22 protein-coding genes are annotated in these 22,787 nt (G+C 43.8%); 5 read left to right on the top strand and 17 right to left on the bottom strand.

Annotated elements, in window-relative coordinates:
- Positions 1-24: 24 nt before the first annotated feature.
- From KQI22_RS09025 to rpsT, 10 genes are all read right to left on the bottom strand, one after another.
- A complete protein-coding gene (locus KQI22_RS09025; protein ID WP_216551749.1) occupies positions 25-1,428 on the bottom strand; it encodes an O-antigen ligase family protein in 1,404 nt (467 codons plus the stop codon).
- Between the two features lie 423 nt (positions 1,429-1,851).
- The gene (dprA, locus tag KQI22_RS09020; protein WP_216551748.1) at positions 1,852-3,090 is read right to left on the bottom strand and encodes a DNA-processing protein DprA; all 1,239 of its coding nucleotides are present in this window, start codon (positions 3,088-3,090) and stop codon (positions 1,852-1,854) included.
- Positions 3,091-3,157: 67 nt separating this feature from the next.
- Positions 3,158-3,712 (bottom strand): PBECR3 domain-containing polyvalent protein, encoded by a 555-nt coding sequence (locus KQI22_RS09015; protein ID WP_216551747.1) that lies wholly within the window; start codon positions 3,710-3,712, stop codon positions 3,158-3,160.
- A gap of 10 nt (positions 3,713-3,722) precedes the next feature.
- Positions 3,723-5,324 carry a YifB family Mg chelatase-like AAA ATPase gene (locus KQI22_RS09010; protein ID WP_216551746.1) on the bottom strand — a complete coding sequence of 534 codons (1,602 nt, stop codon included), beginning with the start codon at positions 5,322-5,324 and terminating at the stop codon, positions 3,723-3,725.
- Positions 5,325-5,478: 154 nt separating this feature from the next.
- Complete coding sequence (locus KQI22_RS09005) at positions 5,479-6,534, bottom strand: type IV pilus twitching motility protein PilT (RefSeq protein ID WP_216551745.1); 1,056 nt, start codon at positions 6,532-6,534, stop codon at positions 5,479-5,481.
- A gap of 48 nt (positions 6,535-6,582) precedes the next feature.
- Positions 6,583-7,221, bottom strand: a complete 639-nt coding sequence (gene sigK / locus KQI22_RS09000; RefSeq protein ID WP_216551744.1) for an RNA polymerase sporulation sigma factor SigK — start codon at positions 7,219-7,221, stop codon at positions 6,583-6,585.
- Between the two features lie 101 nt (positions 7,222-7,322).
- Positions 7,323-8,633 carry a radical SAM family heme chaperone HemW gene (gene hemW / locus KQI22_RS08995; protein ID WP_216551743.1) on the bottom strand — a complete coding sequence of 437 codons (1,311 nt, stop codon included), beginning with the start codon at positions 8,631-8,633 and terminating at the stop codon, positions 7,323-7,325.
- A gap of 13 nt (positions 8,634-8,646) precedes the next feature.
- Entirely contained in the window at positions 8,647-10,464 is a 1,818-nt protein-coding gene (lepA, locus tag KQI22_RS08990; protein WP_216551742.1) for a translation elongation factor 4, read from the bottom strand.
- 125 nt (positions 10,465-10,589) lie between these two features.
- The gene (spoIIP, locus tag KQI22_RS08985) at positions 10,590-11,957 is read right to left on the bottom strand and encodes a stage II sporulation protein P (protein ID WP_216551741.1); all 1,368 of its coding nucleotides are present in this window, start codon (positions 11,955-11,957) and stop codon (positions 10,590-10,592) included.
- A 115-nt stretch (positions 11,958-12,072) separates the two neighbouring features.
- On the bottom strand, positions 12,073-12,336 hold the full coding sequence (gene rpsT / locus KQI22_RS08980; protein WP_022005461.1) for a 30S ribosomal protein S20: 264 nt from the start codon (positions 12,334-12,336) through the stop codon (positions 12,073-12,075).
- Positions 12,337-12,648: 312 nt separating this feature from the next.
- On the opposite strand from rpsT, the gene gpr reads away from it, so the two are divergent.
- The gene (gene gpr / locus KQI22_RS08975; protein ID WP_216551740.1) at positions 12,649-13,560 is read left to right on the top strand and encodes a GPR endopeptidase; all 912 of its coding nucleotides are present in this window, start codon (positions 12,649-12,651) and stop codon (positions 13,558-13,560) included.
- A gap of 25 nt (positions 13,561-13,585) precedes the next feature.
- Here the strand turns inward: gpr and KQI22_RS08970 are convergent, their stop codons facing one another.
- From KQI22_RS08970 to KQI22_RS08960, 3 genes are read right to left on the bottom strand one after another with little or no spacing between them, the layout of a single operon-like run.
- Complete coding sequence (locus KQI22_RS08970) at positions 13,586-14,452, bottom strand: TPM domain-containing protein (protein WP_216551739.1); 867 nt, start codon at positions 14,450-14,452, stop codon at positions 13,586-13,588.
- 1 nt (position 14,453) lies between these two features.
- Positions 14,454-15,437: a hypothetical protein gene (locus KQI22_RS08965; RefSeq protein WP_216551738.1), complete on the bottom strand. Its 984-nt coding sequence runs from the start codon at positions 15,435-15,437 to the stop codon at positions 14,454-14,456.
- A 58-nt stretch (positions 15,438-15,495) separates the two neighbouring features.
- Entirely contained in the window at positions 15,496-16,071 is a 576-nt protein-coding gene (locus tag KQI22_RS08960) for a xanthine phosphoribosyltransferase (protein WP_216551737.1), read from the bottom strand.
- A gap of 252 nt (positions 16,072-16,323) precedes the next feature.
- Between KQI22_RS08960 and KQI22_RS08955 the strand changes: the two genes are divergently transcribed.
- The 3 genes from KQI22_RS08955 to KQI22_RS08945 all read left to right on the top strand — a co-directional run bounded on the left by KQI22_RS08955 (position 16,324) and on the right by KQI22_RS08945 (position 18,563).
- Entirely contained in the window at positions 16,324-17,136 is an 813-nt protein-coding gene (locus KQI22_RS08955) for a transporter substrate-binding domain-containing protein (RefSeq protein WP_216551736.1), read from the top strand.
- Between the two features lie 64 nt (positions 17,137-17,200).
- Positions 17,201-17,836 carry an amino acid ABC transporter permease gene (locus KQI22_RS08950; protein WP_216551779.1) on the top strand — a complete coding sequence of 212 codons (636 nt, stop codon included), beginning with the start codon at positions 17,201-17,203 and terminating at the stop codon, positions 17,834-17,836.
- Positions 17,826-18,563, top strand: a complete 738-nt coding sequence (locus tag KQI22_RS08945; RefSeq protein ID WP_216551735.1) for an amino acid ABC transporter ATP-binding protein — start codon at positions 17,826-17,828, stop codon at positions 18,561-18,563. Before KQI22_RS08950 ends, KQI22_RS08945 begins: the two co-directional genes overlap by 11 nt.
- A 316-nt stretch (positions 18,564-18,879) precedes the next feature.
- On the opposite strand, the gene KQI22_RS08940 is transcribed toward KQI22_RS08945, so the two are convergent.
- Positions 18,880-19,071 (bottom strand): DUF6472 family protein, encoded by a 192-nt coding sequence (locus tag KQI22_RS08940; protein WP_022005470.1) that lies wholly within the window; start codon positions 19,069-19,071, stop codon positions 18,880-18,882.
- Positions 19,072-19,262: 191 nt separating this feature from the next.
- On the opposite strand from KQI22_RS08940, the gene KQI22_RS08935 reads away from it, so the two are divergent.
- Positions 19,263-19,613, top strand: a complete 351-nt coding sequence (locus tag KQI22_RS08935; protein WP_216551734.1) for a hypothetical protein — start codon at positions 19,263-19,265, stop codon at positions 19,611-19,613.
- 171 nt (positions 19,614-19,784) lie between these two features.
- Here KQI22_RS08935 and KQI22_RS08930 read toward each other — a convergent pair whose 3' ends face one another.
- Genes KQI22_RS08930 through KQI22_RS08920 form a run of 3 tightly spaced genes read right to left on the bottom strand, consistent with a single transcriptional unit; the run spans position 19,785 to position 22,743 of the window.
- Positions 19,785-21,002, bottom strand: a complete 1,218-nt coding sequence (locus KQI22_RS08930; RefSeq protein WP_216551733.1) for a deoxyguanosinetriphosphate triphosphohydrolase family protein — start codon at positions 21,000-21,002, stop codon at positions 19,785-19,787.
- A gap of 35 nt (positions 21,003-21,037) precedes the next feature.
- A complete protein-coding gene (locus tag KQI22_RS08925) occupies positions 21,038-21,280 on the bottom strand; it encodes a cysteine-rich small domain-containing protein (protein WP_216551732.1) in 243 nt (80 codons plus the stop codon).
- Complete coding sequence (locus KQI22_RS08920) at positions 21,277-22,743, bottom strand: cobyrinate a,c-diamide synthase (RefSeq protein WP_216551731.1); 1,467 nt, start codon at positions 22,741-22,743, stop codon at positions 21,277-21,279. The genes KQI22_RS08925 and KQI22_RS08920 overlap by 4 nt, the downstream gene beginning before the upstream one ends.
- Positions 22,744-22,787: the final 44 nt, after the last annotated feature.

The raw sequence follows: 22,787 nt of genomic DNA, 5'->3' as shown, positions 1-22,787 counted from the left end.
TTCTGATAAATTGTACATAACAAATTATGCCTTCTTCTGTTGTTCCATATATAAATGTTGTTTCTGCGTATCTCTCGGCATTACACAGCCAAGCACAATCCAGAAATAGGATGCCACATTCGGTACACTGCAATTAAACACTGCCTGCGCCATATATCCTACTGCCATTCCCAGAAATATCCATGTCAAAATAGTTTGATTCTCGTCTTTCATTTCTATTACATTTTTCACGCCGACCGTAACTGCATAGATCCAGAGAAGTAAATAGGCAATCCCGGCAGGTACTCCCTGTGTAACAGCAATATGCAGCAATTCATTGTGTGCTTTTTTGGCCCCCTCCTCTTCTCCCATTTCAAAACCATAAGCAGGATCTTCCTTATATGTATATATATAATTATCCAGTCCTACACCGGTAAGCCAATGTTTTGGAATACTTTTTAAGCCCTGCTTGTAAATTCCGATCCGTCCACTGCCAAGCCTGTCAATTCCTCCCACTTCCATTTCGTATTCCGCTTTCATAAAGCGGGTCTGTAAATTGTTTGACAATAACAGGAAAGCACCAATCACTCCTACACACACAAGAAATGCAGCTGCCAGACGTTTTCTCTGCACCTGCCATTCCTTTTGTCTGCTATGTTTATGCATTACAAGAAATGCAACAATATAAAACAGGAAAATAGCAATTGCGCCGACCCATGCGCTACGGGCATTAGATGCCAACAAGGCATAAAACCCGATCACAATACCGATCATGTATATATTTCTGAATACCTTTTCCTTATCAAACAAATATTTGCCCAAAACAGCAGCAAACATTATAACTGTCAACGCGCCATAAAAATTGGAATTCTGTGTAAGCCCATATGCGATCCTCGCTCCCGGCAGATTTGCCTCTGCATTTCTTGCCGCAGGCGCTATTGTAATACCAAAGCTCTGCAGCACCCCGTATCCACCTTCTATAAACACCATCCATAAAAAGGTATATAAAATATTTCTTCTATATTCATATTTTCTTATCATCGTTGCTGCAAACATAAGTGAAAAATATGCCACATAAATCTCAATCGGTTCATCATAGTCTATGCCCAACACAGATTCTTCTATATCACAGGAAAAAACCAGCGAAAGGATTGCAAAAAGAAACAGGATCAGATAAAACACATCAGACATGCACCATTTAAATTCCTTTTTATTTTTCAGGAAATGAACCGCATACATTATTATACCGACGCATCCATATCCTCCGACAATGATTGGCTGTGAAGTGTATGCTTCATCATATGCTTCAAACAGTAATTCAAAAACCGGAATAATAATCATAAAAGATATAACATATAAGTAAAAAGCTTTTTCTGTAAAGCAATTCTCCCCCATCCAGGAAATATACATTTTAGCCTTTCCCTTTATATACTGATACGTTTCCTTCATATGCACTGCTCCTTGTCATCTCATTCGTCATCTATAAAAGCAGGCAGCAAACAGCCCCTGCAAATACCCCTTCGTTATTCAATTATCTGACATTTCAATATATTCATCGCTTACTGTCAGTAGAGCAGTCATACTCCACCTTTGAATCAAGAGTAACCGAGGTATCATCTATATTCAAAAACATAATATCTTTACTTGAAAAACATTGTTTCGGCATCGATAATGCGTATTTTACCATAAAAAACTTCTAATATTTCCAGTCTCACTGTTTCCTTTACTGCATTCATCTACACTACCTCCTGTCAATATGCATTAATTGATAGTCCCGGTACAAATCTTGCCGCTCTTATGCTTGCCTGTGCCTCATTTTCTTTTTAGTTTATCATATCTGAATTTCAAAGTGTAGCCCGTTTCAAATTTATTTCATAAAGAATACGCCCCTCCCTTTTCCGTAACCGCCCCATCCAGTTCCATCTGCAAAAGAGCGGTCATGATCTCCGCAATATTGGCATTTCCAATTTCTTCATAAAGCTGTTGCATGGTTTTAGGCATATAGTCCATGCAGGCATACAGACATCCTTTCAGGTCATCCTGCGGATACGGATTCTTTTGTTCGTTAGTGTTATGTAAACTTGAGTCGCCTTGTGATTTATTACTTGTATCTGTGTGTTCACTCATGCCAGCATTATGCTCGTCACATAAGCCATAGCTACAACCTGCCTGCGCTTTTCTTTCCAGTATGATCTGCCTGATTTCCAGCAGTCCTTCCTCTATATCCGTGATAACGCCTGCCCCCTGGCTGATCATGTGATTGCAGCCAAGACTCATCGGATCCGTGATCCGTCCCGGAATGGCATATACATCCTTGCCCTGCTCAAGCGCCATATTCACCGTAATGCTTGTTCCGCTTTTCTGTCTTGCCTCTACCACGATCAAAGCATCACATAACCCGCTGATGATTCGGTTTCGCGGAGGGAAGTTGCATGCCATTGGAGCGGTTCCCGGCAGATATTCACTGAGGATCTCGCCATTTTTCAGGATATCGTTATATAGTTCTCTGTTCCGTGATGGGTAGCAGATATCCACGCCACTTCCAAGTACCGCCTGTACAAATCCACCTGCCTGATTGGCAGCTTCCTGCGCCATGCCATCTATCCCGGCTGCCAGTCCGCTGACAACTGTCATTCCCAGATCTGCGCAGCACGTTCCCAGTCTTTTCGCCATCTCTTTTCCGTATCCACTGCAGTTTCTGGCTCCGATAATAGCAATCGTCGGCTGATCTGATCTGTTCTTTGTATTGTCTGTCCTTTTGAAATAGGCAAATGGCGGATCCGGGATATTTCGCAGCTTATACGCATAATCCTCATGCAGTATGGATATAAACGCAATTCCTTTTTCACGCAGTTTTTCATATTCTCCCTGCAGATCAAATGTCCTGCGGCTTTCTAAAATAAGAGCTATATCTCTTTCCGTCACACTATCCTGTCCATTTTGGCAAATAGACCGCCACAGCTTCTTCAGTTCTTCCTCTTTTATCTCATAAAGATCCTTGGGGCTGATCCCCCGCTCCGTCAGCCGGATCATGCGGCTTCGCCGCAGCGGATTTGTCTGGTACAGCCAGTATTCATATTTCTTTTGTTCTTCTATGTTTTTTGTTGTCATGTAGTGTCTCCTGCTCTTGAATATATCTTCAGAATATGTTATATAATAATCAATAAAGGCGATATCATCAGCTACGTTTCGGACGTTTACCTAGGGCATATGCATTATTAGGGACTGATGAATCGCTTTTTCTATCTGCCGGCTTAATAAAGGCGGAAACTATATAATTTCGATGTTTCTTTGCATCACTTACCGCTTCAACGACATAAAATGTTCCGTTAATTTTCTTTATTACAACAACTTTTGGGGCTTGCTTTCCATTTGCATCGACATATCCCTGTGCATATTCACCGTAAAATTCGATATTATCATAATTTGCCAGCACATAACCAATCCTTGCAATATCATCAATATTCTTCATGCTCTCATCTTGCTCCCCTCCTATACCATGTCTGTTTTTTATATGAATAACAGCATTATCATCAAGGACTATCCTATTTCCATATACCATCATTCCTGTCAAATGTTCAATTTCTATTGCTGCACGATCCGTTAAAAATCCGACGGTGATTGGTTGTACATGCTCGCCACCATATACTTTCTCCACGAAATTCCTCACTTCCAGATCAACCGATTTTTTATAATTATTTATGATTTGTAATTCCTCTTTTGAATGTCTCATAATCTCTCCTTTACACATGCCACAACCCCTTATTCAGCGCTATCGCCTCGCTGACATGTGCCTCTTTTATCTCATCCGACTCTGCCAGATCGGCGATCGTTCTTGCCAGTCTGCGGATACGGAACAGGCTTCTTGGATTTAGCTGGTATTTTGTGTAGGTTCTCTCCAGAATCCGCTCTGCACCTGCATTCATTCCGCAGTACAGTATCGTTTCTTCATTGGATAAATCTGCATTAAATTTATTATCCATCCCATATCGTTTCTTCTGTCTGTTGATCGCCTTTTGTACGCGCCAAGCGATCACTGCACTTGATTCATTTCCCTGTTTCTGTAACTGTCCCCACTCAATCCGTCCTACTTCAGCACAGATATCCAGTCTGTTTAAAAGTGCCCCCGAAACACGCTTTTGATATCTTTCTCTTTCCTGATCCGTACAATTACACTTGTGAAGATCCGGATAGTATCCGCATGGGCACGGATTCATCGCTCCAACAAGCAAAAAGTCTGAAGGATACGTGCAGGCATATCTTGCCCTGATGATCTGTACTTTCTTATCTTCCACCGGCTGTCTTAAAAGATCCAGCTTTTCCCTGCCAAACTCCGGCAATTCGTCCAAAAACAGCACACCGCGATGCGCCAGTGTCACGATCCCCGGCATCGGTGTATTTCCACCTCCCACCAGAGCCTGTGCAGTGATCGTATGATGTGGCTGCAGGAAAGGTCTCTGCCGCACCATGCCTTCTCCTTTTTGTAGTTTTCCTGCCATACTGCTGATCTTTGTAACTGCGATGCTTTCCTCCCTGCTCATCAGTGGCATAATGGTAGGAATGCGCTCTGCGATCATGGATTTTCCGCTGCCCGGCGGTCCGACCAGCAGTAGATTATGAAATCCCGCTGCTGCGATCTCTGCTGCACGCTTCGCCATTTCCTGTCCGCACACATCCGCAAAATCTTTTTTATTTTCCCGATTTATCATCCGGCTTTCACCGGTTTCATCATTTTCTGTTTTTTTCCTTTCTGCTTCTGCATTTCGGTCATCTGATGATCCACCCGTATTCAGCCTTCCTGTCCATACAGATACAGCTTCTGCAAGTGTCCTGACTGCCCAAACCTGCATACCGTCTACCGCCTCTGCTTCTTTCTGATTTTCAATCGGAACAATACACTTTCCGATTCCCATATCCAGTGCATGCATCAAAATAGGAAATACGCCCTTTACCGGTTTGATCGTGCCATCCAGCCCCATCTCGCCCAGCACAAGAAATTCTCCTGTTTTCCTTGCCTCTTCATTTTCCCTTGCCGCATACGCCATTTTAGCAGCCTCGTCCATCTGTCCGCTGGCTGCAAGCAGAGCAAGTGCCACAGGCAGGTCAAATGCACTGCCGCCTTTTCTGACATCTGCGGGCGACAGATTGATAGTAATCCGCTTCACAGGCAGCTGATACCCACTGTTTTTGATACCAACGCGTACCCGTTCCCTTGTTTCCTTTACTTCACTTGAAAGATAACCGATCATATCCATACACGGAAGTCCGTCGGAAATGTCAGCCTCGACCTGTACCAGAAAGCTCTCCATGCCATGAAAAGCCCCTGACAAAATAGATTTGTACATAGATGTGTTCTCCTTTTTGATGTGATAAATAAATTGTTATTGCTTTTAAGAGGGATTTTTTTAATTGATTGTATTGAAATTATGAATGTTAGGTTTTAGATGACCGGGCAGGCAATCCTGCCCGGTCACAGATTTTAGAATTTAAATAACAGATTTAGAATACTTTTGTCTTCATCTTCTCCGGATCACGGGAGAACTGGATACAGTTTTCCTTGGAGATCTTTCTCTGCATATACAAAGCAAGCAGGGAATCATCAAGCGTCATCATGCCTTCCTTCTTACCTGTCTGGATGATGGAATCGAGCTGATGTGACTTACCTTCACGGATCAGGTTACGAACAGCGTATGTAGCGTGCATAACTTCGAAAGCTGCGCAACGGCCGTCTCCTGCAACGTTAGGGATCAATGTCTGGGAAATGATCGCTTCAATAACGTTGGAAAGCTGTACACGGATCTGCTGCTGTTGATGCTCCGGGAATACGTCGATGATACGGTCGACAGTACTTGCCGCATCTACTGTATGCAGTGTGGAGAATACCAAGTGTCCGGTCTCGGCTGCGGTAATGGCGATACTGATTGTTTCGAAGTCACGCATTTCTCCGACGAGGATAACATCCGGGTCTTCACGAAGTGCTGCACGAAGGCCGGAGTCGAAACTCAATGTATCCTGCCCGATCTCGCGTTGGTTTACCATGGACATCTTATGATGATGCGCATACTCGATCGGCTCTTCCAGTGTAATGATATGAGCGTCTCTGTTTTCATTTACTTTATTGATAATGGATGCCAGTGTTGTTGACTTACCACTACCTGTAGGTCCTGTTACAAGGACAAGTCCACGTTTTCTCTGGTACAGATCTACGATTGATTTCGGAACACCTAACTTTTCAGGATCCGGGATCTCATCTGTAATAGTACGAAGTGCAAGTGCGATCGCACCACGCTGTTTGAATACGTTGACACGATAACGACCGATTCCGGCAAATGCGATTGAAAGGTCGTATTCACCACGTTCCTCGAATTTTTCACGCTGCACCGGGTTTAATACATCCAGGCAAAGCTCCAATGTATCTTCCGGTCTGAGGATCGGATAATCCATCTTTACCAGATGACCATTCAGACGCATTGTCGGCGGAATACCAACCGTCAGATGGATATCGGATGCCCCTGCCTCATAGGCAACGTGCAGTATTTCCTCTAAACTTTCCATAATAATTGTACCTCTCTTTTCTTTCCGGCATAAAACCGGAATTATACATTACATATCTTCAAAAGCCTTTTTCAATGTCAGTAATGCCTTCTTCTCAATACGTGACACATAGCTTCTGGATATACCCAGTTTTTCCCCAATCTCCCGCTGCGTCAGCTCCTGCTCACCCAAAAGCCCGTAACGCATCGTAATGATCTCTTTTTCCCTGTCAGATAAAACCGTAGTCACCAGTCTTCTGACCTTGCTGATATCTTCCCGTCGGCTGATCATCTCCGCGAAATCTTCCTGCTTGGATAAGGTAACATCCAACAGGCTGATCTCATTCCCCTCTTTATCTGTTCCGATCGGTTCATACAATGAAACATCCCTTGCGGTCTTTTTCCGCATACGGAGCATCATCAACAGTTCATTATCAATACATCTGGCAGCATAAGTTGCCAGACGGCTTCCTTTTCCTCCATCGAATGTCTGGATCGCCTTAATGAGTCCTATCGTCCCTATAGAAATCAGATCCTCTGCGTCTTCCTCCACATTCTGGTATTTTTTCACAATGTGGGCGACCAGCCGCAGATTTCTTTCTATCAGTATCTGTCTGGCTTCCTCACTCTGTTTGACATCGTTCCCCTTAAGCATCTGCAGATAATACGCTTCTTCCTCGTCAGAAAGTGGTTTTTGAAAGGTCTGCAAGGGAAGCCTCCCAAATACGTTTTATACCATTGTATGCATAGGGTTTGGTTAAAGTAACGACCAATTTTTATTATACATAGAAAACGCAGACAGTGCAAGAATTATAACAGGAAATCTGCAAATACATAATTGCTGACATCAATACCTTTTGTGGTTAACATAACTCTTTCAATATTTGTTTTTCTTTTTGATGATTCTGCCGTAGTTTCTTCACGATCCTCTTTACAATCTTCCCTGCGTTCAATCCGCAAAAATCCTTCTTCTTCATGCTTTTGCAAAACAGCACCATATACTTCTTCCATTGTTTTTCCAAAACGGTTTTCAAATTCCGCCCCGGATACGCCTTCCATAACCCGCAGCCCCAGAAACATGAATTCTTCCATCTTCGCCTGCATGGAAAGCTCTTCCCAATCTTCGATATACTTTCTGCACCGAAACTGTATATCCTGATCTTCGGCAGATCCTTCTATCTGCTGTTTTCCCTGTTCATGCATATGTTCATCATTACGATCGACAGGTTGTTCTCCATTTATAAATTGGTTTACATAAGTGTTAAAATCAGCTGTATTATGAAACCGTGCGCCATCCACATAAGAAGAGCTGCCAAGTCCCAGCCCCAGATAATCTCCTCCCTGCCAGTACACAAGATTATGTCTGCAGGCATAGCCAGCTTTCGCATAATTGGAAATCTCATACCGCTCATAGCCTGCCTGTGCCAGAATCTGCTCCGTTTCTCTGTACATCAGGCGTTCCCGGTCTTCATCCGGCAACGGATAACAACTGCTATTATATTTTTGATAAAACGGTGTTCCTTCTTCCAGGATCAGACTGTAAGCAGAAATATGCTCCGGTGACAGATGGACGATCTTACGAAGCCCTGCCGCATAACTTTCCACCGTCTGGTAAGGCAGTGCCGCCATCAGATCAACATTAATGTTCTGAAAACCGGCTTCTCTGCACCATGTATAAGTATTTAAAAAGTCCTCATAAGAGTGGATCCGCCCAAGTGCTTTCAGCTCCTCATCATTTGTAGACTGCAGTCCGATGCTGAGCCGGTTGATCCCCATTTGATAAAGGGCTCTGCACTTCTCCTTCGTGACTGTTCCCGGATTCATTTCCATGGATGCTTCTGCACTATCATTAAAATTAAATGTACATTTAATTTTCTGCATAATGCATTCCAGTTGTTTCACGGATAATATCGACGGTGTACCACCACCGATATAAAGTGTTTTAATCTTTCTGTCCGCTGTTTCCGTTCCCTGATAACGCTCTATTTCCATAAGAAGAGCCTGTACATACCGGTCCCGTGTATTTTCATCTGCCGGTGCAGAGAGGAAATCACAATAGCCGCACTTTCGTACGCAAAAAGGGATATGGATATACAGGCTTAACTCTTCTTTATTTTGCATGCTGTTCTCGTTTCTATTTTTTGTCGTCCAGTTTCAGAACGCTCATAAATGCCTTCTGCGGGATTTCCACGTTACCGACCTGACGCATACGTTTCTTACCTTCCTTCTGCTTCTCCAGAAGCTTTCTCTTTCGGGAAATATCACCACCGTAACATTTCGCAAGCACATCCTTGCGCATCGCCTTGACCGTTTCTCTGGCGATTACTTTGCCGCCTACAGCCGCCTGGATTGGAATTTCAAACAGGTGACGCGGAATCTCATCTTTCAGTTTTTCACACATTTTTCTGCCGCGCTCATAAGCACCGTCCTTATGCACGATAAAGGAAAGTGCATCCACTTCTTCTTTATTGATCAGAATATCCAGCTTCACAAGCTCTGACGGCTCATAGCCTTTGAGCTCATAATCAAAGGATGCATAACCTCTGGAACGGGATTTCAAAGCATCAAAGAAATCATAAATGATCTCATTGAGCGGAAGTTCATATTTTAAAAGCGCTCTTGTCTCTTCAATATATTCCATGCCAAGGTAAACGCCTCGTCTTTCCTGACAAAGTTCCATGATCGGTCCGATAAATTCTGTCGTAACCATGATCTCTGCACTGACGATCGGTTCCTCCATATGCTCAATCTCCGAAGGATCCGGCAGATTGCTCGGATTTGTCAGTTCTATCATTTCACCGTTTGTTTTAAACACCTTATAAACAACGCCCGGTGCTGTCGTAACCAGATCCAGATTGTACTCTCTCTCCAGTCTTTCCTGAATGATCTCCAGATGCAGCAGTCCCAGAAAACCGCATCGGAATCCAAATCCAAGTGCGATTGATGTTTCCGGCTCATAATTCAGGGAAGCATCATTCAGCTGCAGCTTTTCCAGCGCATCACGAAGCTCCGGATATTTGGCACCATCTGCCGGATACAGTCCGCAGTATACCATGGAATTTACTTTCTTATAGCCCGGAAGCGGCTCACTGCACGGATTGGATGCATCTGTGACTGTATCACCCACGCGTGTATCCCTGACATTTTTAATAGAAGCTGTGATATAACCTACCATGCCTGCGGAAAGCTCTTCGCACGGAATAAACTGACCCGGTCCGAAATAGCCGACTTCCACAACATCTGCCTGTGCGCCCGTCGCCATCATCTTGATCGGTGTTCCTTTTCTTACCTTTCCTTCCCGGATCCGGCAGAAAATGATAACGCCTTTATAAGAGTCATACAAAGAATCAAAAATAAGTGCCTGCAGAGGCTTGTCCGGATCTCCTGTCGGTGCAGGGATCTTTTTGACGATCTGTTCCAGCACATCATCGATCCCAATTCCGTTTTTGGCCGAAATAAGAGGGGCATCCATGGCTTCGATCCCGATCACATCCTCGATCTCTTCCTTCACGCGCTCCGGATCCGCACTTGGCAAATCGATCTTATTGATGACCGGAAAGACATCCAGATCATGATCCAGTGCCAGATAGACATTGGCAAGTGTCTGTGCCTCGATTCCCTGTGCAGCATCCACAACAAGGATCGCGCCGTCACAGGCTGCAAGCGCACGGCTTACCTCATAGTTAAAATCCACATGACCGGGTGTGTCAATCAGATTGAAAATATATTCTTCGCCATCCTTTGCTTTATAAATAATACGGACTGTCTGTGCCTTGATCGTAATACCTCTTTCACGCTCCAGTTCCATATTATCCAGCACCTGAGCCTGCATTTCACGTTCTGTCAAAAGCCCCGTACGCTCAATGATACGGTCTGCCAGTGTCGATTTGCCGTGATCAATGTGGGCAACAATACAAAAATTTCTGATTTTACTCTGATCTATATGTGTCATGTACTTCCTCCGTATATTGCTTTATGTAAACCACATATTGGTATCATTTATACACATTACGCCTGCAAGTATAACATAAAACAGGTATTATCTTCAAGAAGATTTCCATCATCGATCGATCAGTATTATTTTTCTCCCTCCAGCACACTTGCAATCACGTCAGCAAGCAAAGGAACCGCATTGTGCACTTCCTCAAGCGTGTTCGTCTGTGCCCCAAGCTCCACAAGAAGACTTCTTGCCCGATACTGCATATTATACCGATATCCCTTCAGATAAATTCGCCGGGCAAGCCCCGGATAATATTGCTGACACTTCAGCTGCATCTGAAACGAAAATGCAAGGTTCGCATCTCGATTTTCATTTACCAAATACGGAATTTCCCCGGCTTTTCTGGTACGGCTCAGTCCATTGAAAAACATGAATTGCGCTGTTTTTTGGCCCTGATATTCCGTCACAAGATGTGTATCCTCCCCCACCCCGTCTCTGTGCAGGTCAATGATCACTTCAATCGAAGGATGTTCTGTCAGGATCTGCTGTAGCGCAGGTGCAGCTACAGAATAAGCATAATCCCTGTCCGTATCATAAATGCCTCTGTCATGCAGTACACAGAACCCTCTCTCTTCCAAAAGAGAAGCAAGCTGATCTCCTGCTCCTACCACAGTTGTCGACAGATCTCCTTCCACCGAATCTGCATATCCTTCCTGCGCATGGGTATGGTAAATCAGAATCTGTGGTTTCTCGCTTCCTTTCGCAATAGTTAAATCCTGATTCAATAATTTATCTATATTTAGCTCTGTATTATCAATATAGGTCGTAGAATCCAATACATAAAAGGTCTGCAGCAGTGTATCAAAATCCTGATAGGGCGTCAGATCAGGTGGCTGCTTTCCGACGTGTGCTGCCATGAGCTGATCCATAACCGCCTTTTGGTTTTCACTTGCCATAGCATCTATATCTGCGTTTTCTCGATCTTCTTCTATGTCAGAGCTTTCATCCTGTTCACTCTGCGTATTTTCCATACTTTCTACTACTTCCTCCACATTGGTATTATCATTCTTCCCTACCTGTATGCCTTGTGCCTTTTCTGTATCTCCGTCATTTGATACTAACTGGTCATTTTCATGATCCATCTGCCCATCACTATTACTTTCACTTCTGTTTTCATCTATTGTTTCTTCTGAATTACGCTCTGCTTGCAATACCTCGTGTGACTCATCCCTGCCTTCCAGTAAAATGTAAGTCGTGGCAAGATCCTGTCCATCCACTTCCACCTGCTCCTTTGCATAGGCATATAAGGGCATGCAGCCTGTTATTCCCTGATAAATACCCTTCTCCGCATCTTCTCTTTGCATACTGTAGGGCAGCATCAGACAATGCAGTTGTATGGAAACAGGCAGTCCACAGGCACCAATATATAAAAAAAAGAGACATCCGGTCATAACTACCAGAAGCCTCCCTGTTCTTTTTCCGATCATGCGCATTTTACGATTCATCCGTCACCATCCCAAGACTTCTTTTTACATCCTATGAAGCCGGCCCGGGTGTTATGCAAAAAAGGCATTCGGACTGACGGGATCCGAATGCCTCTACATTTTGATTTATGTTCGATTAAGCCATCTTGTTAACCGCTTTAGCTAAACGGGAAACTTTTCTGGATGCTGTGTTTTTATGATAAACACCCTTAGAAGTAGCTTTATCAATTGTTACTGTAGCATCATTTAATGCTGCCTTAGCTGCTTCCTTGTCGTTTGCATCGATTGCTGCGTAAACTTTCTTTACTGCAGTCTTAACACCGGACTTAATTGCTTTGTTTCTTTCTGTTTTAGTTGCTGTAACTAATACTCTTTTCTTTGCAGATTTGATGTTAGCCAAGATCTACACCTCCCATGTAATGTTCAATTATTGTTTGTAACGTGTCACATTACGCCGGACACGGACAGTCTAATGTAAACACACGCATATTATAGTAAAGTATGCGCCCATATTTGTCAAGTGTTTCCATGAATTTTTTCGCAGAAGATTGATTCCTGTTTGATGAATAGTATGATTCTCCCTATTTTGTGCAATACTAACTACAATATAATGATGCCAGGGACAAAAGGTCTAAACCGAAATGCGAATATTGGGGAGAATTGCTACGTGCTACGCACGGAGCAATTCGTAGGCATCAAAAAAGGAGCCCTTATGATCTCTTCAGAAATCAGAACCGACCTCGCGCTGGAGGCGCATGAAAGTATCCGGAATACAGATAGCTGCAAGTCACTCCACGGGGTAACGGTGTCAGAGTACGACCGCAAAAAAAGCCATACGCATATCACAGAGGTAAATGTGACGACAAAAAACGGCGCAAAAGCGATCGGAAAGCCTATGGGGACTTACATCACCATAGAAGCCCCCCGTATGGCACAAAATGATGAAGGCAGTCACCGCGAAATTTCCACAGAGCTTGCCAGACAGCTTAAAAAGCTGATTCCCAGTCTGCAAAAAGAACAGTCTGTCCTCGTGATCGGCCTTGGTAACCGTGATGTAACCGCCGATGCGCTGGGGCCTGCAGTTGTCGACCATCTCTGTATCACCAGGCATATCATCCGGGAATATGGCAAAGCTGCATATAATAAGGAAAAAATGCATGAGATCAGTGCACTCGCGCCCGGCGTCATGGCAAAGAACGGCATGGAAACTGCTGAGATCATAAAGGGCGTCGTAAAACAGACAAGCCCTGATGTCATGATCGTGATCGATGCACTGGCTGCCCGCTCCACCAAAAGGCTGAATTCCACGATCCAGCTAACCGATACCGGTATTCAGCCAGGCTCCGGCGTCGGGAATCACCGGAATGGCCTGACCGAGGAAACCATTGGAATCCCCGTCATTGCCATTGGTGTGCCCACAGTCGTGGATGCAGCCACCATTGTGGTCAGTGCACTGGAAAGCATTGAATCCGATATGCTCCTGTTAGAACAGGATAATCCTGCCGTTCAGAAAACATTCCACGATCTTTACAATATGTATGTGACCAGCAAAGATATCGATGAAACAATAAAGCGCCTCAGCTTTACGATTTCTGAGGCGCTTAATATAGCTCTTTCGCTATAAAATAATTTACAACGCATTTGGCTGCCTAGCGGTGTCTGCCGCCACCGCCATGGGAATGACCGCCGCTTGACACATGATGACCACCGCCGCCACCACCGGAATGACCACCGCCGCCACTGCTGCTTGATGTCTCAATCTTTCGCTTTGTGACTGATTTCGTTATAAACTGATCGATCTGATTGTTCATGACAGGCGTCCGTTCCACATAGGTGGATGCAGTTGTCGTTCTTTTGCCTTCCTGCTTTTTCAGATTTACAATCACATAAACTCCGGTTATGAGCATCGCTACGATTAAGATACTGAGTGGATCTACGAAAATACCCATTGTGCCTTCCGATTCCTTCTGTGCCATATAAATGGCAACACGATTGACATACATCATATAGGCCTCATATGGATCAGCATCTGTCTGATTTCCCACATCGGTCAGAAGGTTATTGATAGCAGATGTCGTATAAGCGTTTTCCGCAATTCCGGTCGTACCAAACCATACATATCTGTCATAATAATTATCTACATAAATAACACCGTCACCGATCGGCTTATCATAACCGAATTTGTTATCCTCATAAAACTGATCCGCATATTCCATCAGGGCATCATCACTGCTGCCTACGTCTTCATTCAATGTCACAAGAACTATATCAATGGCAACCTCTTTTTCCTTCTCTGCGATCAAAGCACGAAGATCCTCCTCCTGCGCATCCGTCAATACATCTGCGTAGTCAAATACTCTTTCCTCTGTCAGGCATTCGGTATTCATCCGCTTGCCCTTATTTGCCGCAGCAGCCTTCTGCTTTGTCATATATACGGCAGTTGCAGCAACCGTTACCACCAGTAAAACTACCAACGTGATATATAAATACTTAAATCTTTTAAAATATTCTTTCATATTATAATACCTCCGCCAGCAGCATGATCATTGTCAGGATTGCAGATGTACAGCCAAATATCGTTGCACCATAGCCAAATACTCTTTCCCAGGAAACAGGCGGTTTTCCAACGATCTTACCTGTCTGCCCATTCATTTTGAACAGATAATCCTTCCCTTTATACTGATAGGAATAACACCAGACCGGAAGCAGCGCGTAATCAGCCTTTTTCTCATCCATTGTCACATTGTCCGTCCGGTTTGTGATCGTACTATATCCGGTGATCGTCTTATTCATGATCGCCTTGGCATCTGCCTTCGCCTTATCCTTTGCACGTGGGCTGAGCTCCGTGGCATCCATATTGTATTTTTCAGCAAAGAATCCTGACATATATTTCGTCTGGAACTCTTCCAGTGCCTTATAGTCATATGGCTCGATCAGATCCATTGCATCATCCGGCATTGCAATAGACGCATCTACCGGCAGTTTTTCAAAATCGATCGTTGCATCACGCTCTACCTGATACAGAGAAGTCTCCGTATATTCATAGCTTCCGCTTCTCCATCTCCTGATCTTGCTTCCCGTCGCTTTGATTGTATATCTGCAGTCAAAATCATACAGAAAAAACGGAATATACATACCTTCTATCTCTGACAGCTTGGCATCGGACAGAAAATCTGCCGGGATAAATGCTGCCTTTGCATAACGTGCCCGGATCTTCTCCTGCACTTCCTTTTTCCCGAGCTTAAACGGCAGAATCACATGCGGTTTGTATGTTCCTTCTGTCCGTTCTTCAAAGATTACATATGTTCCGCAATGCTCACATTTGACTGCAGACATATAATCTCCCGGGTTCAGCTCACCGCCACAGTTCATGCAGACAGCCATGCCACCGCCCGGCGCAAGTTCTTCACTGTCCTGACTGTCACAATAGGGGCAGTACATTGTACCCTTTTCCGGGGAATAAATTGCATTTGCGCCGCAATTTCTACATTTATAAATCATACCCTTCTCCTTTTACATTTTGTGTTTCACTTTTCATAAATACAATCAATATGTCATCTTACTGCTCGCGGAATACCAGTTCTCCGCCTTCCATACTGTCCACGATCGCAAGGGATTCCAGACGGATTCCTCTGTCCCTGATCAGCTTTCCTCCCTGCTGGAAGCCCTTCTCAATGGCAATGCCGATGCCCTCTACCGTCGCACCTGCACTCTGTACAAGGTCGATCAGTCCCTCCAGGGCACATCCGTTTGCAAGGAAATCATCTATGATCAATATATGATCTTCCGGGTTCAGGTATTTCTTTGATACGATCACGTCGTATACTCTCTGATGGGTAAATGACTGGATCTTTGTGGAATATACATCTCCGTCAATGTTGATACTCTGTGCCTTTTTGGCAAAAACAACCGGCACATCGAAATACTGCGCCACAATACACGCAATCCCGATACCGGATGCTTCGATCGTCAGGATCTTATTGACCTTGCAGTCTGCGAACAGTCTTTTAAACTCCTTGCCCATCTCATTAAACAGTGCAATATCCATCTGATGATTCAGAAAATTATCTACCTTTAACACATTACCCGGTTTTACAATTCCATCCCTTTTAATTCTCTCTTCTAACAATTTCATAGCCTAGCTGCCTCCATTATCACTTATCGTGCATTTTATGCACCTGATATTTAAAATTGTACTCTATTTTCTGTCAGATTTCCACACAAATCGTCAAATATATTCGTCCTACGACAACAGTCTTTTTTCAAACTGTATATTGTATTCATTTTCACATTCTGCTATACTAAGTTGAAATTTGATGGTAAGTATCCTATAAATATGGCTTACCGCGAATAATATGCAATTTGCAGAAATGCAGGAGGAGAAAAAATGAAAAATTTAAAGAAATTTGTAGCACTTTCATTAGTAGTCAGCATGACACTGCTTGCAGGCTGCGGCAGCAAAGTTCCGGAAAATACAGTAAATTCTGTAGATGATCTTCCGGGCAAGACAATCGGTGTACAGCTCGGTACAACAGGTGATATTTATGCATCTGATTACGAAGAGCCTGCAGATGCCAACACACCAGCTTCCAAGATTGAGCGTTACAACAAAGGAAACGATGCTGTTCAGGCATTAAAGCAGGGCAAGATTGACTGCGTTATCATTGATGAACAGCCTGCTAAGGCATTCGTTGCAAAAAATGACGATCTGAAGATCTTAGACGAAGAATTCGCAGTAGAGGAATATGCCATCTGTATTTCCAAAGATAACAAAGACTTAACAGAAAAGATCAACGGTGCACTTGCTGAATTAAAGGCAGACGGTACACTTGACCAGATCACAGCAAACTACATCGGCGATGATACAAAGGGCACATGTCCTTATGAATCTCCTGAAAATGTAGACCGTTCCAACGGTACTCTGACAATGGCAACAAATGCTGCTTTCGAGCCATACGAATACTATGAAGGAAACGAAATCGTTGGTATCGATGCTGACATGGCACAGGCACTTTGCGATAAGCTTGGCTATGAACTGAAGATTGAAGATATGGAATTTGATTCTATCATCAATGCAGTACAGTCCGGTAAAGCTGATATGGGTGTTGCAGGTATGACTGTTACAGAAGATCGTTTAAAGAATATCGACTTCTCTGATCCATATACAACTGCTACACAGGTTATTATCGTAAGAAAATAGGTGAACATAATTGAGTGATTTTATTGCAAGCTTTCAACAAAACTTTATAGATGATTCCCGTTATATGTACCTGCTGCAAGGTCTTGGTACTACTCTGTTGATCACGGCATTTGCCGCGATCATCGGAATCGTCCTCGGCTTTCTGATTGCCATAATCCGTTCCACATATGACCAGACCGGAAAAATGAAATTCTTAAATGCGATCTGTAATGTCTATCTGACAGTCATCCGTGGCACACCAACCATGGTACAGCTGCTGATCATGTATTACGTGATCTTCGCTTCTTCCAACTTAAATAAAGTTGTAGTAGCGTTTCTGGCATTCGGTATCAACTCCGGTGCCTATGTTGCGGAGATCGTGCGTTCCGGTATCATGTCGATTGACCGCGGCCAGCTGGAAGCCGGCAGAAGCCTTGGTTTTTCCTATGCTAGCACCATGTGGTACATCATTATGCCACAGGCATTTAAAAATGTATTACCGGCTCTTGCGAACGAATTTATCGTATTGTTAAAGGAAACTTCCATCTGCGGATACATCGGTCTGATGGATCTGACACGTGGCGGTGATATCATCAGAAGCCGTACTTATAATGCGTTTATGCCTCTTTTGGCAGTAGCACTGATTTATCTGATTCTGGTCATGATCCTTTCATCCTTAGTCAGACAGTTAGAAAGGAGGCTGCGTAACAGTGAGCGATAAATCATTATTTCACGTAGAGGAACTTTGTAAATCATTTGGCAGCGGTCTTGTGCTTGACCATATTTCTACAGATATCGAAAAAGGTGAGGTTGTCGTTATCATCGGACCATCCGGTTCCGGTAAATCAACCTTCCTGCGTTCCCTCAATCTTCTGGAAATGCCTACAGGTGGCAAAATCTACTTTGAAGGCAGCGATATCACGGATAAACATTTAAATATCGATGCCTACCGTCAGAAGATCGGAATGGTATTTCAGCACTTTAACCTGTTCCCACATATGACGATCTTAAAGAATCTGACGCTTGCTCCCATGAAGCTGCAGGGAATGTCTGAAAAGGACGCCACAGAGCTTGCTATGCAGTATCTGGAGCGTGTTGGTCTTTCCGATAAGGCAAACGCCTATCCAAGCCAGCTATCCGGTGGTCAGAAACAGCGTATCGCGATCGTGCGTGCTCTATGTATGAATCCCGAGGTGCTGCTCTTCGATGAGCCTACCTCCGCTCTGGATCCTGAAATGGTCGGCGAGGTTTTAGCCGTTATCAAGGATCTGGCATACAACGGTATGACAATGCTGATCGTCACACACGAAATGGGATTTGCAAAAGAAGTTGCAAGCCGCGTCATGTTCATTGATGAAGGCAAGATTCTGGAAGAAAATACGCCGGAAGAATTGTTCGATCATCCAAAGAGTGAACGACTGAAGTCGTTCCTGGCGAAGATCTTATAAGAGATTTTAAAGAAGTATTAAAAAAGGGTTGTATCTGTAAACGCAATCACGTTTGCCTACCCTGCGATTTATCTGAGTCACATTTTACCGGGCTCCCGTCACGGGAAACACCGAGCATATATAATCGGTTTCACCGATGCTCGGTGTCTGCATAATGGATTTGACAAGCAAATCCATTACATTTTATCAATGCTTTGTGATCGCTCGCTCCGGTAAAGTGACCGATAAATCTCGGTCGGCTACACTATCGATTGCTTATTACAGATACAACCCTTTTATATATACGCTTCACAGATGCATCTGTAAAACAGATGCATTACATTTGATGGCGGACTACGAGGTATTCGTTGTCAAGTTGATAGTATGGGCAGTCGCGCACGCTATCTGCCATAAAACGTGCCATTTCATCCTCATCTAAATCCATATCACAGCAATAACACTCGTAATCTTCATCATATACATAATTTACACAGGAATCACAGCTGGATTCTCTTCTTTTCTTTTCCATATTTGTCACCTACTCTTCTGCTGTATTTAAATATCTTTCATGTCTTTATCTTTATATCGATTTTGGCTCTTGGCGTTATAGATATGCCTCTGATTCATTTTCCCATTTCGGAATCGATAGTATAGATCATAGCACATTCTCGCCGCAACAACATATCATATAGTAATAAACAATCAGAAAGTGAGCATCTTATGAACGATTCTATGGGATGTAATCCTTCTACCTGCCCTACCATCGGCTCACAGTCCGCAACCGTCTGTCTGCCTGTATCCATCAGTCCTTATGCAGTCACAGGCCCTGCCCGTGTGAAATGCCGTGGCAGCGCAGTCATCAACCATACCTGTATGGACTGCAAAGGAAAGGTCAACGGAAAATGTGATTTTGTCATTTCCCAGAAGATCCAGATCGACCTTCCTGTCGAATTTGGTGCAACCGTTAAGGTTGGCGATACTTATGTGGACTGCGACTGCAGCCCCTGCAGAGATGCCTATCCTTTAGAGGGGCAGGCATGCAGCTTAGAGGCTGCTGACGAAGTCAAATAAAGACTTCATTTGTATTATAATACTATTTATGGAACCTCGCCCATGAAAATGGGTGGGGTTCATAATGCATCAGCTTCGCAGATGCATTACATTATTCGGGAACCTCCTCGCATGCATAATCGCCTGCGGCGATGCTCGGAGGCTACATAATGCATCTGTAAAACAGATGCATTACATTTCAAAATAGCCGACGTAACGGACTTTGTATCTGCCATGCGGGAACAAGTATTCATATAAGTCGATGAAATAATCATCCGTCATGCTTGCGATATAATCCACGACAATATCGTCTACCGGTTCTTCCTCATATATAAAGTCTTTGGCATAATATTTTGTATGTTCTCTGATATAATCCAAATGATGTTTATAAATAACAGATGTTTTGTCATGTTTGACCAGGTCCTCACGAAGCTTTTCATAGATTGCATCAAACATCGGATAAATCTGTTCATCAAATATCTTACGGTTACTGTCGTGTGCATAGATCCGTTCGTAGTTTTCTTTCTTCCCGACAGAAAATGCCTCATAAAACTCCGGATCCATCTGCAGATACGGTTTGCCGTAAGACCGTTCGATAATATTGACAGTCATATTATGGATAATCTCTGCATTGATCTTACCGATCCCACGATCTTCAAATGCTTCATCGTCCGCGATCAGTCCCAATTTGACCGCATCCTGTCTGTCTTTTCCCAGATATGCAATGATATCCGAAACACGCATGACACAGCCTTCCAGGGTCGCTGGGATCAATTTCTTCGTTGCGCCCTTCTCCGTATAACACATTTCCATTTTCTGGTCAAATACTCCAAAATCGGTATATGCCTTTGGCTTATATTCCTGCATTTCCATCTCGCCATTGTGACAGATGATCCCATCAAGCGTCTGCAGACTCAGATTCACCGGAAAGATTCTGTCCAGCACCCTTGCGCTGTGAATATTATGGTTAAAATAACGTCCCGTATGATCATGATAGATCTGGCTGAGCTTCCGCTCTCCCTCATGCCCGAATGGCGTATGTCCGATATCATGCCCGATCGAAATTGCCTCGATCAGATCCAGATTCAAATTCAGAGCCTGTCCAATGTTACGTGCTGTTCTCGATACCAGCTGTACATGGGATGCCCGTCTGGAGATATCATCATTTTTATACAAAGAAAACACCTGTGTTTTATCCGCATAACGGTTGTAATATGGGATATGCATGATCTTCTCACAATCCCTGACAAATGCCGGACGCCAGATTGTCTGCTTATCATGTGCCATATCCCGGCGGATCACGTCTTCATCGGAACATGCATATGGATTTTTTACATGGTTCTCCCTGTCTTCCCGGATCCTTTCCTCAAGTTCCTTGGAAAGTGGTATATAGTTTTTCGTCTGACTCATTCTCTTCCCCCTGTTTTCTTTCCTGCTGCTCTTGATCAGAACATCTGATGTTTTAGTATCTGCATCACTTTATCGTAATTTTCCGGCTGATGTGGGAAAGTACAATCAGTACAAACCTTGATCTTTTTCCCGTCCTTTTCCAGATAGTGATAATTTCCCGGACATTTCAGCGTATACAATGGGCAGTAACAAAACAGACAATTCAGTTCTTCGATTCCTTTATGGCATGGATAATACTGACATGCCCGGTTCTCAAAATAACGATAAGAATCATTCATATTCTGTCTTCTCTCCTTTGCCTTTCCTTGTTCCAGTTTCTGCACTGCTCCACAAAATTCACAACAAATTCAGGACAGGACGGATAATACAGATGCGGGAATCCGATAAAATGCGATCTGTCCGCATGCATACATGCCCAGCTTCTTTTCCCAACCGGCTTTCTGGCAATACAATCACATCCGTTATTTGTACTGTCAAAGTAATGAAACTCATGTCCCCTGATCTGCTCTCCCTGTCGGAGCAATCCTTCTTGTCCCTGCTCTGGTTCTATTGTAACATATCCAAACCGGATCAGTCTTTCTTTTTTTTCACATACACCTGTTATGGCACCAGCCATCGGATATTCTTTTCCATCTGCCGTGATCAACTTCTCCTGCAGATACATAAAACCGCCGCACTCTGCCAGTACCGGTATTCCCTGCAGATACTGTTCCCTTATTTCATTTCGCATGTTTTTATTTGCTGCCAGCTTCCCGGCAAACAGTTCCGGATATCCGCCGCCCAGCAATAGTCCATCCAGCTCTGACGGAAGTGTCTGATCCTTAAGCGGAGAAAAATACACAAGCTCTGCACCTGCTTCCTGCAGCATCCGAAGATTATCCGCATAATAAAAACAAAAGGCTTCATCCCTTGCCACACCAATTCTGATGGAAGTGTTAGCGATATGTTTTTCTGTATTTCCGGCTTTTTCTGCCTTATATTGTGACGCGTCTGTCATTCTGTGTATATCCATCTCCGGTATGAGACACGCTTCTGTTCCTTGCTGCTTATGCATCTCCGGTGCCATATCTGCCAGCTCAATGATCTTCTCAATACTGACTGTTTTTTCCAGTGCCTGTGCTGCTGATTGCACCTGTTCTTTTATATCTTCCATTTCTCCCGGAAGCTGCAGCCCCAGATAGCGGCTCTCCCATTTCTGCTCCTGTTCCGGGAAACAGCCCAATACAATGACGCCTGTTTCTTTTTCTATCACAGGTGTTATGGTTTTACAGAACATTTCTGATATTCTGTTTAAAATCACACCCTTGATCAAATTTTTCTCATCCAGTGCCAGAAATCCTTTGATCTGTGCCACAACAGAATAACCCATTCCTTTTGCATCGATCACAAGAATCACAGGTGTTTGCAAATCAATTGCAAGCTCGTAAGCGGATGCCTGCTTTGTGATTCCTCCCAGTCCGTCATACAGCCCCATGACACCTTCTATCACCGAAACATCATAGCTGTTATCCAACCGGAACAACTGTCTGATCTGTTCTTTTTCCGAGAAGAACGGATCCAGATTTTTGGAAGGGATTCCCAAAACAGTTGTATGGAACATCGGATCGATATAATCCGGCCCGCTTTTAAACGCCCCCACATGATAACCGCGCATTTGCAGAGCCTGTAATAATGCACAGGTTATATATGTTTTTCCACTTCCGCTCTTTGGTGCGGCGATCATGATTCTGGGATATGTCATGCCGGTTCTCCTTACTTACTTGCTTATTTATTTCCTGGTATATG

Origin of the sequence: Kineothrix sp. MSJ-39 (genome assembly GCF_018917935.1) — a bacterium.
Taxonomy (GTDB): Bacteria; Bacillota; Clostridia; order Lachnospirales; family Lachnospiraceae; genus CAG-194.
Note: the sequence above shows the minus strand (reverse complement) of the source record. Positions and strands in the feature narration are given on the sequence as shown.